Raw genomic sequence first — 15,733 nt, forward strand, 5'->3', positions numbered from 1 at the left:
TTTTAAGGCCTCTTGCATGTCCGATCCTCGTTATCAGGTCGACGTCAGCGTCGTCACCCGCTATCTGGCAGAACAATCGCAACCCGAACACGACCGCTTTGCCTTCGCCTACACCATCACCGTGCAAAACAATGGCCTGATACCGGCCAAACTGTTGTCACGGCACTGGGTGATCACCGATGGCGACGGACATGTCGAAGAGGTTCGCGGTGCGGGCGTGGTTGGCCAGCAACCGCTGATCGAGGCCGGCAAGAGTCACACCTACAGCAGCGGCACGGTCATGACCACCAAGGTGGGCACCATGCAAGGCAGCTATCAGATGATTGCCGACGACGGCAAACAATTCGACGCCATCATTGCACCGTTCCGTCTCGCAGTGCCTGGAGCGTTGCACTGATGGCGACGTATGCCGTCGGTGATCTGCAGGGCTGCCTGGAGGCCCTGCAATGCCTGCTCAAACGAGTGGCGTTCGATCCCGCAAAAGATCGCCTGTGGCTGGTCGGCGACCTGGTCAACCGTGGTCCGCAATCGCTCGACACCTTGCGCTTCCTCTATAGCATCCGCGAATCGCTGGTTTGCGTACTCGGCAACCACGACCTGCACCTACTGGCCGCCGGGCAGAATATCGAACGCCTGAAGAAAGCCGACACCCTGCGCGAAATCATCGAAGCACCGGATCGCGCGGAGTTATTGGAATGGCTGCGTCAGCAAAAACTCATGCATTACGACGAGCAGCGCAATGTCGCGCTGGTGCATGCCGGGATCCCGCCGCAGTGGTCACTGCGAAAAGCCCTGAAGTGCGCCGCCGAGGTTGAGACCGCCCTGCGCGACGACAACCTGTTTGCGCCCTACCTTGACGGTATGTACGGCAACGATCCGGCAAAGTGGGACAATGACCTTAAAGGCGTGACTCGACTGCGGGTGATCACCAACTATTTCACCCGGATGCGTTTCTGTACGGCCGAAGGCAAGCTTGACCTCAAGAGCAAGGAAGGTCTCGACAGCGCGCCGCCGGGATACAAGCCTTGGTTCCTGCATAAGGAACGCAAGACCAAGGACCTGAAAATTATCTTTGGCCACTGGGCCGCACTGGAAGGCAAAGTCCTCGAGCCAGGTATTTCGGCCCTCGATACCGGCTGCGTCTGGGGTGGTGCCTTGACCCTGATGAATGTCGACAACGGCGAACGCCTGTCCTGCAAATGCGACGAGCATGGCCATGCCGCCAAACCTCCAGCCCCTCCACTCAATTCCGAACCATCGTCAGCCAGCGCCCCGCGCTAGACTGCGCTTTCAGCCGAGCCACAGGAGCCCGCCATGAGCGAATTCAAACGTATCCCCCCTGAACAGGCCCATGCCCTGCGCGAACAAGGCGCGGTAGTGGTCGATATCCGTGATCCTGCCACCTATGCCGCCCTGCACATCAGTGGATCGAAGCATCTGGACAATCATTCGATCTCGGATTTCATCCGCGCGGCCGACCTGGATGCACCGACCGTTGTGGTCTGCTACCACGGCAACTCCAGCCAGAGCGCTGCCGCTTACCTGATCAGCCAGGGCTTCTCCGACGTCTACAGCATGGATGGCGGTTTTGAGCTGTGGCGTACGACGTTTCCTTCGGAAACGGCGCAAGGCACTTCCGAATAATTTTTTTGTAACGCGCAAGCCCCCGGCATGCGCGGGCTAGCGCGGTGGCAGACGAACGGTCTGCCACAACTAATTACGTATCTCGCCTTTACCTGCCAAATTCCCAACTATCCTTAAGCGCAGGCCATCCAAAACAGGGGAGAGCCGGTACACCGGCGCGCGGATCATCGGGAGTAGCTTTCGGAGTCGTCAGCTCCGAGAGAGTTCTGGGGGGTAAACAGCAACTGCCTGTTCGGTTGCTGCCAGCATCGACTGAGTGATCCGGCGTCGGCTCCACGTATCGAGCGAGGTGACGTCATGAGTATCTTTAGCCACTTCCAACAACGTTTCGAGTCCACACGCCAGGAAGAACTCACGCTGCAAGAGTATCTGGAACTGTGCAAACAGGACCGTAGCGCCTACGTTTCCGCCGCAGAGCGTCTGCTCCTGGCCATCGGTGAACCGGAGCTACTCGACACCTCGACCAACTCGAGGCTGTCGCGAATCTTTTCCAACAAGGTGATCCGCCGTTATCCGGCCTTTGAAGACTTCCACGGGATGGAAGAATGCATCGACCAGATCGTGTCGTATTTCCGCCATGCCGCCCAGGGTCTGGAAGAGAAGAAACAGATCCTCTATCTGCTTGGCCCCGTCGGTGGTGGTAAATCGTCCCTGGCCGAAAAGCTCAAGCAACTGATGGAAAAAGTGCCCTTCTATGCGATCAAGGGCTCGCCGGTTTTCGAATCGCCTCTGGGGCTGTTCAACGCCACTGAAGATGGCGCAATCCTCGAGGAAGACTTCGGCATTCCACGGCGCTACCTCAATACCATCATGTCGCCCTGGGCAACCAAGCGTCTGGCCGAATTCGGTGGCGACATCAGCCAGTTCCGCGTGGTCAAACTGTATCCGTCGATCCTCAACCAGATCGCCGTGGCCAAAACCGAGCCGGGAGATGAAAACAACCAGGACATCTCGGCACTGGTGGGCAAGGTCGATATCCGCAAACTGGAAGAATTCCCGCAGAACGACGCCGACGCCTACAGCTACTCGGGTGCACTGTGCCGGGCCAACCAGGGCCTGATGGAATTCGTCGAAATGTTCAAGGCGCCCATCAAGGTGCTGCACCCATTACTGACCGCCACCCAGGAAGGCAACTACAACAGTACCGAAGGCCTGGGTGCGATTCCGTTTACCGGGATCCTGCTGGCCCACTCCAACGAATCGGAATGGCATACCTTCCGTAACAACAAGAACAACGAAGCGTTCATCGACCGGATCTACATCGTCAAGGTGCCTTACTGCCTGCGGGTCAGCGACGAAGTGAAGATCTACGACAAACTGCTGTTCAACAGTTCGCTGGCAAAAGCCCATTGCGCACCCGACACCTTGAAGATGCTCGCTCAGTTCACCGTGCTTTCTCGCCTGAAGGAACCGGAAAACTCCAACATCTACTCCAAGATGCGCGTGTACGACGGCGAAAATCTCAAGGACACTGATCCGAAGGCCAAGTCGATCCAGGAATACCGCGACAATGCCGGGGTCGACGAGGGCATGAATGGCCTGTCGACCCGCTTCGCGTTCAAGATCCTGTCGAAGGTCTTCAACTTCGATCCGCACGAAATCGCCGCCAACCCGGTGCACTTGCTCTACGTGCTGGAACAGCAGATCGAACAGGAACAGTTCCAGGCTGAAACCCGCGAACGCTACTTGCGCTTCCTCAAGGAGTACCTGGCGCCGCGTTATATCGAATTCATCGGCAAGGAAATCCAGACTGCCTACCTCGAGTCTTACAGCGAGTATGGCCAGAACATCTTCGACCGCTATGTGCTGTATGCGGACTTCTGGATCCAGGACCAGGAATATCGCGACCCGGAAACCGGCGAAATCCTCAACCGTGTGGCACTGAACGAGGAACTGGAAAAAATCGAAAAACCAGCGGGCATCAGCAATCCGAAGGACTTCCGCAACGAAATCGTCAACTTCGTATTACGTGCCCGCGCCAACAACAACGGCAAGAACCCGACCTGGCTCAGTTACGAAAAACTGCGGGTGGTCATCGAGAAGAAAATGTTCTCCAACACTGAGGACCTGCTGCCGGTCATCAGCTTCAATGCCAAGGCCAGCAAAGAAGACCAGCAAAAACACAACGACTTCGTCACACGGATGGTCGAGCGGGGCTACACCGACAAACAGGTACGACTGCTGTCCGAGTGGTATCTGCGGGTCAGAAAATCGCAGTAACCCGCCACCGGCAAGACCGGTTGTCGTCAGCCCGAGGCCTGTTTGCACTTTTTCTGCTACACAGGCCTCAGGAAGGTGTTCGAAAGTCGGTAGCGAGGTTCAGGCAGTAACCACGGCGCTTGGGGGAGCGTGTACATCCCTTGGCACTCGGCGTGCTGCTTGATGGCTTGCCCCTTTCAGGACAGCTTCTAAGGAGCAGTCATGAGCTATGTGATCGACCGACGTCTCAATGGCAAGAACAAGAGCACGGTAAACCGTCAGCGGTTTCTGCGGCGTTACCGTGATCACATCAAAAAGGCTGTCGAAGAGGCGGTCAGCCGGCGCTCCATAACCGATATGGAGCATGGCGAGCAAATCAGCATTCCCGGCCGCGACATCGACGAGCCGGTGCTTCACCATGGCCGCGGAGGCAAGCAAACCGTGGTGCACCCCGGCAACAAGGAGTTCACCAGCGGCGAACACATTGCCCGCCCACCGGGAGGTGGCGGCGGCAGAGGGCCTGGCAAGGCCGGTAATTCGGGCGAAGGGATGGACGAATTCGTCTTCCAGATCACTCAGGAAGAATTCCTCGAATTCATGTTCGAAGACCTTGAGCTGCCAAACCTGGTCAAACGCAACCTGACCGGCACCGATACCTTCAAGACTGTACGCGCGGGGATCAGCAACGAGGGCAACCCGTCGCGGATCAATATCATCCGCACCCTGCGTTCAGCCCATGCACGGCGGATCGCCCTGTCAGGCAGCAGTCGCGCGAAACTGCGGGACGCCAAAGAAGAACTTCTGCGATTGAAGCAGGAAGAACCGGACAATTTCGGCGATATCCAGGAACTCGAAGCGGAAATCGAAAAACTCAGCGCGCGAATTCATCGTGTACCGTTTCTTGATACCTTCGATCTCAAATACAACCTGCTCATCAAGCAGCCCAACCCCAGTTCGAAGGCGGTGATGTTCTGCCTGATGGACGTATCCGGCTCCATGACCCAGGCAACCAAGGATATCGCCAAGCGCTTTTTTATCCTGTTGTATCTGTTTCTCAAGCGTAACTACGACAAGATCGACGTCGTGTTCATCCGCCACCACACCAGCGCGCGCGAAGTAGACGAGGAAGAATTCTTCTATTCCCGCGAAACCGGCGGGACCATCGTATCCAGCGCCTTGAAACTGATGCAGGAGATCATGGCCGAGCGCTATCCAGCCAACGAGTGGAACATCTACGCGGCCCAGGCCTCCGACGGCGATAACTGGAACGATGACTCGCCGATTTGCCGCGACATCCTGATCAACCAGATCATGCCGTTTGTGCAGTACTACACTTACGTTGAGATAACCCCACGCGAACATCAGGCCCTGTGGTTCGAATACGAGCGCATCGCCGAAGCCTTTTCTGACACTTTTGCCCAGCAACAACTGGTCTCGGCCGGAGATATCTACCCGGTCTTCCGTGAACTCTTCCAGCGCAGGTTAGTGACATGACCGCCAAAGAGCAGAAGCGCCAACCCATTTCCACCGGCTCCGAATGGACTTTCGAGCTGATCCAGGCCTACGACCGCGAAATCAGTCGTCTCGCGGCCCGCTATGCGCTCGACACTTATCCCAACCAGATTGAAGTGATCACCGCTGAACAGATGATGGATGCTTACGCCTCCGTCGGCATGCCGCTGGGTTATCACCATTGGTCCTATGGCAAACACTTCCTCAGCACAGAGAAATCCTACACCCGCGGCCAGATGGGGCTGGCCTACGAGATCGTCATCAACTCAGACCCGTGCATCGCCTATCTGATGGAAGAAAACACCATCTGCATGCAGGCGCTGGTCGTGGCGCATGCCTGCTATGGGCACAACAGCTTTTTCAAGGGCAATTACCTGTTCCGAACCTGGACCGATGCCAGTTCGATCATCGATTACCTGGTGTTCGCCAAGCAGTACATCATGCAATGTGAAGAGCGCCATGGCATCGACGCAGTCGAGGACCTTCTCGATTCCTGCCACGCCCTGATGAACTACGGGGTCGACCGTTACAAGCGGCCTTATCCGATTTCCGCCGAAGAGGAACGTCGCCGGCAGAAGGACCGGGAAGAACATCTGCAGAAACAGATCAATGATTTGTGGCGGACCATTCCAAAAGGCGCGGACAAGTACAGCGACAAGGACAATGCACGCTTCCCTGCCGAACCGCAGGAAAACATCCTCTATTTCATCGAAAAACACGCGCCGCTGCTGGAGCCGTGGCAGAGGGAAATCGTGCGGATCGTGCGCAAGATCGCCCAGTATTTTTATCCACAACGCCAAACCCAGGTCATGAACGAAGGCTGGGCAACGTTCTGGCATTACACGTTGATGAACGACCTGTATGACGAAGGCCTCGTCACCGATGGCTTCATGATGGAGTTTCTGACCTCCCATACCAGCGTTGTCTTTCAGCCTGGGTTCGACAGCCCCTATTACAGTGGAATCAACCCTTACACTTTGGGGTTTGCCATGTACCGCGACATCCGTCGCATGTGCGAAGAGCCTACGGAAGAAGATCGCCGCTGGTTCCCGGAAATTGCAGGCACCGATTGGCTATCTACCATCAAGTTCGCCATGAGCAGCTTCAAGGATGAGAGCTTCATCCTGCAGTACCTGTCACCTAAAGTGATCCGCGACCTGAAGTTGTTCAGCATTCTCGACGACGACCAGAAGGACGATCTGCTGGTTCCGGCGATTCATGACGAGGGCGGCTACCGGATCATCCGTGAAACCCTGGCGGCCCAGTACAACCTGGGCAATCGCGAACCCAACATACAGATCTACAGCATCGACCGCCGCGGCGACCGCTCCCTGACCCTGCGCCATCAGCAACACGACCGCAAACCGCTGGGGGACTCCACCGAGGAAGTACTCAAGCACCTGCACCGCCTGTGGGGCTTCGACATTCATCTGGAGACCCTGCAAGGGGATCAGGTGATGAAAACCCACCATGTTCCCCCCAGGAGCGAACACAGCGAAGGTGATTACGGGCGGCTGGACCTGGCCGTCATCCATCTTTGAACCTGTTTGTGCCTCCGAAAGCCCGACGCAACGGTTATCCTGTCGAGCTAACGGAGGTTTTTTATGCGGATCTATAAAGTCGGCGGTGCGGTACGTGATCGCCTGCTGGGCATACCTGTCACTGACATTGACCGGGTCGTGGTTGGCGCCACCACCGAAGAAATGCTCGCCCGGGGCTTTCGCCCGGTTGGCTCGGATTTCCCGGTGTTTCTTCACCCAAAGACCGGGGAGGAATACGCCCTTGCCCGGACCGAACGCAAAAGCGGACGCGGGTATGGCGGCTTCACTTTTCACACCAGCCCAGAAGTTACACTTGAAGAAGACCTGATCCGCCGCGACCTGACGATCAACGCCATGGCCGAGGACGATCACCAGAACCTGACCGACCCCTATCACGGCCAGCGCGACCTGGAAGCGCGCATACTACGTCACGTTTCCCCTGCATTCGCCGAAGATCCTCTCAGGGTTCTGCGCGTTGCCCGCTTCGCGGCGCGTTATGCCGAACTGGGTTTTACTGTCGCCCCGGAAACACTGGACCTGATGCGCCAACTCAGCGAGTCAGGCGAGCTTGAAGCCCTGACGGCGGAACGCAGCTGGAAAGAAATTTCCCGTGCACTGATGGAAAGCCAGCCACAGGTATTCATCGAAGTGTTGCGCGCGTGCGGGGCACTCAAGGTGTTGATGCCGGAAATCGACGCGCTGTTTGGGGTTCCTCAACCCGAGACTCACCATCCGGAAATCGACACCGGCGCACACACTCTCAGCGTCCTGGAGCAGGCTGCAAAGCACAATCAGCCGCTGACCGTGCGCTGGGCTTGCCTGCTGCATGACCTGGGCAAAGGACTGACGCCCGAGAAAGAGTGGCCACGGCACATTGCCCACGAGTTCAAGGGTCTCAAGCTGATCAAAGCGGTCAATGAGCGCTTCAAGGCACCCAGGGATTGCCAAGAGCTGGCGCTACTGGTGGGCGAATATCACACCCACGGCCACCGTGCTCTGGAACTGAAGCCATCGACTCTGCTGGAATTGCTGCAAAGCTTCGACGTTTATCGTCGCCCCCAACGTTTCGAGGAGTTCATTGCGGCGTGCGAGATGGACGCCCGTGGACGCAAAGGCCTGGAGCAGATGAGTTATCCACAGGCGGATTACCTGCGCGGAGCGGCGACGGCAGCTCGTAGCGTTGCGGTTCAGCCTTTGCTGGAGAAGGGATTCAAAGGTCCCGAGCTGGGCGAGGCGATCAAGCGTGAACGACTCAGGGCGTTGAAGGCTTACAAGGAAGCGGCGTCGATTTGAAAGACTTCGCGAGCAGGCTCGCCCCCACAGGGTTAGTGTCAATCTGTGGGAGCGAGCCTGCTCGCGAAGACGTCAGTCAGGTCACAACAAATTCGAAGGCGTCAGCTGCTCCCCACGCCACTCAAACGCCACCGGCGCCAACACCTGATCAATCTGCGCTTCACCCCACAGTGTCGCAAAACTTTTGCCCACCCCCGGATGGACCCGATCCGGCGCAATCAGCGACAGCGGCCACAACACAAAGGCATTTTTGAGAATCTCGGCTCTCGGCAGAATCAAGCCATCGAAATTGCCTGCAAGCTCGCCGAACAGCAGTACATCGATGTCCAGCGGCAAACCCTTGCGATCTGGCGCATAACGACCATTGTCGGCTTCGATGAATTTCAGCCGACGATCAAGCTCCATCAGTGGCAAATCGGTAAAGGCAGACACCACGAAATTGAAAAACGGTCCGCTCTTGATCCCTACCGCCTGGCTTTCGAAGACCGGCGAACAATGGATATCCACGAGGAAACCCGCCAAAGCGTCCAGACCAGCCCGCAAATGGGATTCGCGGTCGATATTGCTACCGAGCCCGAGATACACCTGAGTCAGCGACATCCGCGCTCGATCTCCACGCCCACGCCGCCGGTAGCGGCAGGAACAGCGCCTGGCTTGGTCAGCTTGAGGCGCACCCAGGTGATTTTGAATTCGCTCATCAGCACTTCAACCAGACGCTCGGCGAAGGTCTCGACCAGCTGGAACTGTGCCTGTTCGGCAAAGGCCTGGATGCGCGACGAAACGCTCGCGTAATCGAGTGCCAGGGTCAGGTCGTCGCCGGCTGCCGCCGGACGATTATCCCAAGCGAAACTCAGATCAAGACGCAAGCATTGTCGGATGCCTCGCTCCCAGTCGTAGGCACCGATCACGGTGTCGACTTCCAGGCCCTCGATAAACACTCTGTCCAAGCACTTTTCTCCGCTACACGACAAGGGCGCATTGCGCCGTTAGAATCAGGGCGTCCTCGCCCCGGAATAGTTAGCATGTTTTGGTTATTGGCGATCCTCGCCTACCTGCTCGGCTCTCTGTCCTTTGCCATTTTGCTCAGCCGCCTGACCGGTAACCCCGATCCGCGAATGAGTGGCTCGGGCAATGCCGGCGCCACCAACATGTTGCGTCTGGCGGGCAAGAAACTTGCCATCCTGACCTTGCTCGGCGACCTCTGCAAAGGCCTGCTACCTGTGCTGATCGCCGGCGTTGCGGGTCTTTCGCTACAAGATCAGGCCTGGATCGGCGTCTGCGCCGTCATCGGTCACCTGTTCCCGCTGTACTTCCGCTTTCGCGGGGGCAAGGGTGTCGCCACCGCTGCCGGAATGTTAATGGGCCTGTATCCACCTGCAGCGCTGCTGGCGGTCTGCGCCTGGTTGCTGACGTTCTACCTGACCCGAACCAGCTCGCTGGCCGCGCTCATCGCCACGCCGTTGACCCTGCCGCTGCTGGCCTGGCAAGAACCGGCGGCGCTGCTACCCATGAGTACGCTCACGGCATTGATCGTCTGGCGCCATCGCGGCAATCTACGCGACCTGTTTGCCGGGCGCGAACGGCATTTTTAGATGCCGGCCATGAGCAACACTCATCACAATGCCGACAGCTGCTCCATCGGCCAGCGTGCCTGCACACTGATCGCCAGGCTTTCCTGCTGACCGGCCTGCAAACGCTGGCAGCCGGCGAACGCAATCATTGCACCGTTATCGGTACAGAACTGCGGACGGGCATAAAAAACATCACCCTTCATGTCGCCGAGCATTTTTTCCAAAGAAGCGCGCAATGACTTGTTGGCGCTAACGCCGCCTGCGATCACCAGACGCTTCATGCCTGCCGCCTTGAGGGCACGCTTGCACTTGATGGTTAAAGTCTCCACCACGGCCTGCTGGAACGCCAGCGAGATGTCGCAACGGGCTTGCTCGCTGTCGTCCCCGGCGCTCACGCACTGCTGCCAGGTATTCAAGGCGAAGGTTTTCAAGCCGCTGAAGCTGAAATCCAGGCCAGGACGGTCACACATCGGACGCGGGAAAACGAAGCGCCCTGCAATCCCTTGTTCCGCCAGGCGAGCGATTTCCGGGCCACCCGGATAATTGAGCCCCATCATCTTGGCGGTCTTGTCGAAGGCCTCGCCCGCGGCGTCGTCCAGCGTCTCGCCCAGAAGCGTGTATTGACCGATTCCGTCGACCTGCACCAACTGCGTATGACCGCCGGACACCAACAAAGCGACGAACGGAAATTCCGGTGGTTGCGACTCCAGCATAGGTGCCAGCAAGTGGCCTTCCATATGATGCACACCCAGCGCTGGAATGCCCCAGGCAAAGGCCAGCGCCTGCGCGCAGGAAGCACCCACCAGCAATGCCCCTACCAGCCCGGGACCGGCGGTGTAAGCGATGGCGTCGATCTCGGTTGGCACACAGTCGGCTTCAGCCAACACCTGACGAATCAAGGGCAGCATGCGCTTGACGTGGTCGCGCGAGGCCAGCTCCGGCACCACACCGCCGTAGGCGCGGTGCAGGTCGATCTGACTGAACAGCGCGTCGGCCAGTAGGCCCCGCTCACTGTCGTATAGTGCGACGCCGGTTTCGTCGCAGGAGGTTTCTAATCCCAGTACTAGCATGGGTTTGCGCCTTGTTTAGGCTGAATTCGAAGGCGCGCATAATAGTCGCCGCGTGATGCCCCGACCAGCGGTTTTCGATCAGAGGCTTTGCATTCCGAGCGTTGAGGGGTTAACATCCGCAACCCTTAAAAACCGACGTCTTCAAGTGCTCTTTTGCCGCGAGGATGTTGACCCCGGTAATGAATGAAGGTAGCTCTGGATGCCAGCCGTCAAAGTAAAAGAGAACGAACCCTTCGACGTAGCTCTGCGTCGTTTCAAGCGCTCCTGCGAAAAAGCCGGTGTACTGGCTGAAGTTCGTAGCCGCGAATTTTACGAGAAGCCAACTTCTGAGCGTAAGCGCAAAGCAGCAGCCGCTGTTAAGCGTCACGCCAAGAAAGTTCAGCGCGAACAGCGCCGCGCCGTTCGTCTGTACTAATACACAGACGTTCGTAGCAAGCTTCTGCCAAGCCCGGCCCTCAGCCGGGCTTATGGCATTTGCGTAAAACGCTTGATGCTTCACCGTCGAAGCCGCAGACGCGACCGAGACGAATCTGCTTCACCGCGTCAGACCTGGCTTTTTTGCCAGCGGTGCACGTCTTTTCTGACGAGCCTTTCAAGGCTACTGACGAGCACACCCACTGATTCCTCTCACGACGATCAGCCCGAGGCACCGCTTGCGTGCCACATTATGAGCTATCCGAGACCAATGACTGGTCGCAGACGGACTCAGCGCAATACTTTCAAATAGTCGAATACTGAATGTTATTAACGTCAGTGGATTTTCGGCAGATACACTTCCCGACAGCGATTACGCAGACGACACTGGTCGAGCCGCACACCTTGCGCGCCTCACACAACGACCCGCGTTCGGCAGCACCTCGTTTCGGGTCCCTTTCAGCGCAGATGACGAGAACGCCATGGCCGGGCTAATTCCCCAGAGCTTCATTGACGACCTTCTGAACCGCACCGACATCGTCGACGTGGTCAGCTCTCGCCTGCAACTGAAAAAAGCCGGCAAGAACCACACCGCCTGCTGCCCGTTTCACAAAGAGAAAACCCCATCCTTCAGCGTCAGCCCCGACAAGCAGTTTTACTACTGCTTCGGCTGCGGCGCTGGGGGCAATGCTCTCGGCTTCATCATGGACCACGACAACCTGGACTTTCCCCAGGCTGTCGAAGAACTGGCCAAAGCCGCCGGCATGGAAATTCCCCGGGAAGAAAACGGCCGATCGCACAAACCCCGGCAGCCGACTGACTCACCGCTTTACCCGCTGCTCACGGCCGCCGCCGATTTCTACCGCCAGGCGCTCAAAAGCCATCCCCAGCGCAAGGCCGCCGTCGATTACCTCAAGGGCCGCGGCCTTACCGGTGAAATCGCCCGTGATTTCGGCCTCGGCTTTGCGCCACCAGGCTGGGACAATCTGTACAAGCACCTGAGCAGCGACAGCCTTCAACAGAAAGCCATGATCGACGCCGGCCTATTGGTGGAAAACGCCGAGACCGGCAAGCGCTATGACCGCTTCCGTGACCGCGTGATGTTCCCGATCCGCGACAGCCGCGGCCGGATCATCGCCTTCGGTGGCCGGGTATTGGGTGACGACAAGCCCAAATACCTGAACTCTCCGGAAACCCCGGTGTTCCATAAGGGCCAGGAACTCTACGGCTTGTTCGAAGCCCGCAAGAACAACCGCAACCTCGATGAAATCATCGTGGTTGAAGGCTATATGGACGTGATCGCCCTTGCTCAACAAGGCCTGCGTAACGCCGTGGCCACCCTCGGCACCGCCACCAGCGAAGAACACTTGAAGCGCCTGTTCCGCGTGGTGCCTAGCGTCCTGTTCTGTTTCGATGGCGACCAGGCTGGCCGCAACGCCGCGTGGCGAGCCCTGGAAGCAACGCTCTCGAGCTTGCAGGATGGCCGTCGGGCGCGCTTTCTGTTCCTGCCCGAAGGCGAAGACCCGGACACCCTGGTCCGCTCCGAAGGTACCGATGCCTTCCGCGCACGCATCAACCAACACGCTCAGCCATTGGCGGACTACTTCTTCCAGCAACTGACCGAAGAAGCCGATCCGCGCTCCCTCGAAGGCAAGGCCCATATGGCCACCCTCGCGGCACCGCTGATCGACAAGGTCCCAGGCGCCAATCTGCGCACCCTGATGCGCCAACGCTTGCTGGAAATCACCGGCTTGAGCGGCGAGGCGGTCAGCCAACTGGTTCACAGCGCACCTCAAGACGCGCCGCCAGCCTATGACCCGGGCATGGATTACGACGCCATGCCGGACTATTCAGACTTCCATCAACCCCAGGAGGCCTACGCGCCCCAGCAGGAATGGACGCCGAAGAAGCCCGGTGCCGGCGGCAAGAAATGGGACAAGAAACCCTGGAGCAAAAACGGCAAGCGCGGTGATCGCGATGAGTCCTACGCTCCACGCACGCCAGTGGCGGTAGAGGCCCCGACGCTTATCGCGTTGCGAACGCTTATCCACCACCCACAACTGGCCGGCAAGGTCGAGAGCGCCGATCACTTTGCCAACGAGAGCAACACGTACGCTCAGGTACTAATCGCCTTGATCGAGGCCGTGCAGAAAAATCCTAAGCTAAACTCTATTCAGTTGATGGCCCGTTGGCACGGCACAGAGCAAGGTCGCCTGTTGAGAGCACTCGCAGAAAAGGAGTGGCTAATTGACGGCGATAACCTTGAACAACAGTTTTTAGACACCATTACTAGATTGTCCGCGGGTCAGCACACGCAGACCCTTGACGAACTCATCAAGAAAGCAAGGCAGCCGGGATTGTCGGCTGAAGAGCAAATTCAGATAGCAAAACAGATGCGCGACCTCTTAAAACAGAATGTTTCCGCATCAAACCCGACCTCAACTGGCGCGTGAGGTCATAGCTCAGGTATAATCCTCGGCTTGTTTTTTGCCCGCCAAGACCTTCAGTGGATAGGGTGTTATGTCCGGAAAAGCGCAACAGCAGTCTCGTATTATTGAGTTGATCAAACTGGGCCGTGAGCAGAAGTATCTGACTTACGCCGAGGTCAACGACCACCTGCCTGAGGATATTTCAGATCCAGAGCAGGTGGAAGACATCATCCGCATGATTAACGACATGGGGATCCCCGTACACGAGAGTGCTCCGGATGCGGACGCCCTTATGCTGGCCGACGCCGATACCGACGAGGCCGCTGCGGAAGAAGCAGCCGCTGCGTTGGCGGCGGTGGAGACCGATATCGGTCGCACCACTGACCCGGTGCGCATGTATATGCGCGAAATGGGTACGGTCGAGCTTCTGACTCGTGAAGGCGAAATCGAAATCGCCAAGCGTATCGAAGAAGGCATCCGTGAAGTGATGAGCGCCATCGCGCACTTCCCTGGCACGGTTGACCATATTCTCTCCGAGTACACTCGCGTCACCACCGAAGGTGGTCGCCTGTCCGACGTCCTGAGCGGTTATATCGACCCGGATGACGGCATTGCACCGCCTGCAGCAGAAGTGCCACCGCCGATCGATGCGAAGGCCGCGAAAGCGGATGACGACTCCGACGACGACGACGCCGAAGCCTCGGATGACGAAGAAGAAGCCGAAAGCGGTCCGGATCCGATTATCGCCGCACAGCGTTTTGGCGCTGTGGCCGATCAAATGGAAATCACCCGCAAGGCCCTGAAGAAGCACGGTCGGCACAACAAGGCAGCGATTGCCGAGTTGCTGGCACTGGCCGAGCTGTTCATGCCGATCAAACTGGTGCCGAAGCAATTCGAAGGCCTGGTCGAGCGTGTTCGCAGTGCTTTGGACCGTCTGCGTCAACAAGAGCGTGCAATCATGCAGCTCTGCGTTCGTGATGCGCGCATGCCGCGTGCCGACTTCCTGCGCCAGTTCCCGGGCAATGAAATCGACGAAAGCTGGACCGACGCACTGGCCAAGGGCAAGACCAAATACGCTGAAGCCATTGGTCGCCTGCAACCGGACATCATTCGTTGCCAGCAGAAGCTGACCGCGCTGGAAACCGAGACCGGTTTGACCATCGCCGAGATCAAGGACATCAACCGTCGCATGTCGATCGGTGAGGCCAAGGCCCGCCGCGCGAAGAAAGAGATGGTTGAAGCGAACTTGCGTCTGGTGATCTCCATCGCCAAGAAGTACACCAACCGTGGCCTGCAATTCCTCGACCTGATCCAGGAAGGCAACATTGGCTTGATGAAAGCGGTAGACAAGTTCGAATACCGCCGCGGCTACAAATTCTCGACTTATGCCACCTGGTGGATCCGGCAGGCGATCACTCGCTCGATCGCCGACCAGGCCCGCACCATCCGTATTCCGGTGCACATGATCGAGACGATCAACAAGCTCAACCGTATTTCCCGTCAGATGTTGCAGGAAATGGGTCGCGAACCGACGCCGGAAGAGCTGGGCGAACGCATGGAAATGCCTGAGGACAAGATCCGCAAGGTATTGAAGATCGCTAAAGAGCCGATCTCCATGGAAACCCCGATCGGTGATGACGAAGACTCCCATCTGGGTGACTTCATCGAAGACTCGACCATGCAGTCGCCAATCGATGTTGCTACCGTTGAGAGCCTTAAAGAAGCGACTCGCGAAGTGCTGTCCGGCCTCACTGCCCGTGAAGCCAAGGTACTGCGCATGCGCTTCGGTATCGACATGAATACCGACCACACCCTTGAGGAGGTTGGTAAGCAGTTCGACGTGACCCGTGAGCGGATTCGTCAGATCGAAGCCAAGGCGCTGCGCAAGCTGCGCCACCCGACGAGAAGCGAGCATTTGCGCTCTTTCCTCGACGAGTGATCACAAAACCCCCGGCCCAGGCCGGGGGTTTTGCTTTATGCAGATTAAATCCCCCCGCCATACCCCTCCCGTCGATTTGCCCGTCTACACTCGAATCATTCCCCGAGCCATAACGAGACCG

General features: G+C 57.9%; 14 protein-coding genes. 11 read left to right on the top strand and 3 right to left on the bottom strand.

All coding sequences use genetic code 11. The annotated features are described in order from the left end of the window. Positions 1-16 precede the first annotated feature (16 nt). The 7 genes from apaG to CKW21_RS21120 all read left to right on the top strand — a co-directional run bounded on the left by apaG (position 17) and on the right by CKW21_RS21120 (position 8,189). Positions 17-397, top strand: a complete 381-nt coding sequence (apaG, locus tag CKW21_RS21090) for a Co2+/Mg2+ efflux protein ApaG (RefSeq protein WP_095195849.1) — start codon at positions 17-19, stop codon at positions 395-397. After that, positions 397-1,281 carry a symmetrical bis(5'-nucleosyl)-tetraphosphatase gene (locus CKW21_RS21095; protein WP_095195850.1) on the top strand — a complete coding sequence of 295 codons (885 nt, stop codon included), beginning with the start codon at positions 397-399 and terminating at the stop codon, positions 1,279-1,281. The genes apaG and CKW21_RS21095 overlap by 1 nt, the downstream gene beginning before the upstream one ends. 33 nt (positions 1,282-1,314) lie before the next feature. Then, positions 1,315-1,644 carry a thiosulfate sulfurtransferase GlpE gene (gene glpE / locus CKW21_RS21100; RefSeq protein ID WP_095195851.1) on the top strand — a complete coding sequence of 110 codons (330 nt, stop codon included), beginning with the start codon at positions 1,315-1,317 and terminating at the stop codon, positions 1,642-1,644. 297 nt (positions 1,645-1,941) lie between these two features. Further along, on the top strand, positions 1,942-3,864 hold the full coding sequence (locus CKW21_RS21105; RefSeq protein ID WP_095195852.1) for a PrkA family serine protein kinase: 1,923 nt from the start codon (positions 1,942-1,944) through the stop codon (positions 3,862-3,864). A 201-nt stretch (positions 3,865-4,065) separates the two neighbouring features. Next, on the top strand, positions 4,066-5,337 hold the full coding sequence (locus CKW21_RS21110) for a YeaH/YhbH family protein (protein ID WP_095195853.1): 1,272 nt from the start codon (positions 4,066-4,068) through the stop codon (positions 5,335-5,337). After that, on the top strand, positions 5,334-6,896 hold the full coding sequence (locus CKW21_RS21115) for a SpoVR family protein (protein ID WP_095195854.1): 1,563 nt from the start codon (positions 5,334-5,336) through the stop codon (positions 6,894-6,896). The genes CKW21_RS21110 and CKW21_RS21115 overlap by 4 nt, the downstream gene beginning before the upstream one ends. A 63-nt stretch (positions 6,897-6,959) precedes the next feature. Beyond that, the gene (locus CKW21_RS21120; RefSeq protein ID WP_095195855.1) at positions 6,960-8,189 is read left to right on the top strand and encodes a multifunctional CCA addition/repair protein; all 1,230 of its coding nucleotides are present in this window, start codon (positions 6,960-6,962) and stop codon (positions 8,187-8,189) included. Positions 8,190-8,270: 81 nt separating this feature from the next. Here CKW21_RS21120 and folK read toward each other — a convergent pair whose 3' ends face one another. Both folK and folB read right to left on the bottom strand, forming a co-directional pair. Next, complete coding sequence (gene folK, locus CKW21_RS21125) at positions 8,271-8,789, bottom strand: 2-amino-4-hydroxy-6-hydroxymethyldihydropteridine diphosphokinase (protein ID WP_095195856.1); 519 nt, start codon at positions 8,787-8,789, stop codon at positions 8,271-8,273. After that, entirely contained in the window at positions 8,780-9,136 is a 357-nt protein-coding gene (gene folB / locus CKW21_RS21130) for a dihydroneopterin aldolase (RefSeq protein ID WP_007993198.1), read from the bottom strand. Before folB ends, folK begins: the two co-directional genes overlap by 10 nt. 75 nt (positions 9,137-9,211) lie before the next feature. On the opposite strand from folB, the gene plsY reads away from it, so the two are divergent. Beyond that, positions 9,212-9,781, top strand: a complete 570-nt coding sequence (gene plsY / locus CKW21_RS21135; protein ID WP_095195857.1) for a glycerol-3-phosphate 1-O-acyltransferase PlsY — start codon at positions 9,212-9,214, stop codon at positions 9,779-9,781. Positions 9,782-9,804: 23 nt separating this feature from the next. Here plsY and tsaD read toward each other — a convergent pair whose 3' ends face one another. After that, positions 9,805-10,830 carry a tRNA (adenosine(37)-N6)-threonylcarbamoyltransferase complex transferase subunit TsaD gene (tsaD, locus tag CKW21_RS21140; RefSeq protein ID WP_095195858.1) on the bottom strand — a complete coding sequence of 342 codons (1,026 nt, stop codon included), beginning with the start codon at positions 10,828-10,830 and terminating at the stop codon, positions 9,805-9,807. Between the two features lie 199 nt (positions 10,831-11,029). Here tsaD and rpsU point away from each other — a divergent pair, with 199 nt between their 5' ends. From rpsU to rpoD, 3 genes are all read left to right on the top strand, one after another. Further along, positions 11,030-11,245: a 30S ribosomal protein S21 gene (rpsU, locus tag CKW21_RS21145; protein ID WP_002551877.1), complete on the top strand. Its 216-nt coding sequence runs from the start codon at positions 11,030-11,032 to the stop codon at positions 11,243-11,245. 481 nt (positions 11,246-11,726) lie between these two features. Continuing rightward, entirely contained in the window at positions 11,727-13,697 is a 1,971-nt protein-coding gene (gene dnaG / locus CKW21_RS21150) for a DNA primase (RefSeq protein WP_095195859.1), read from the top strand. Positions 13,698-13,764: 67 nt separating this feature from the next. Beyond that, complete coding sequence (gene rpoD, locus CKW21_RS21155) at positions 13,765-15,612, top strand: RNA polymerase sigma factor RpoD (protein ID WP_095195860.1); 1,848 nt, start codon at positions 13,765-13,767, stop codon at positions 15,610-15,612. The last annotated feature ends 121 nt before the right edge of the window (positions 15,613-15,733 follow it).

Source organism: Pseudomonas sp. Irchel 3A7, assembly GCF_900187565.1.
GTDB lineage: Bacteria > Pseudomonadota > Gammaproteobacteria > Pseudomonadales > Pseudomonadaceae > Aquipseudomonas.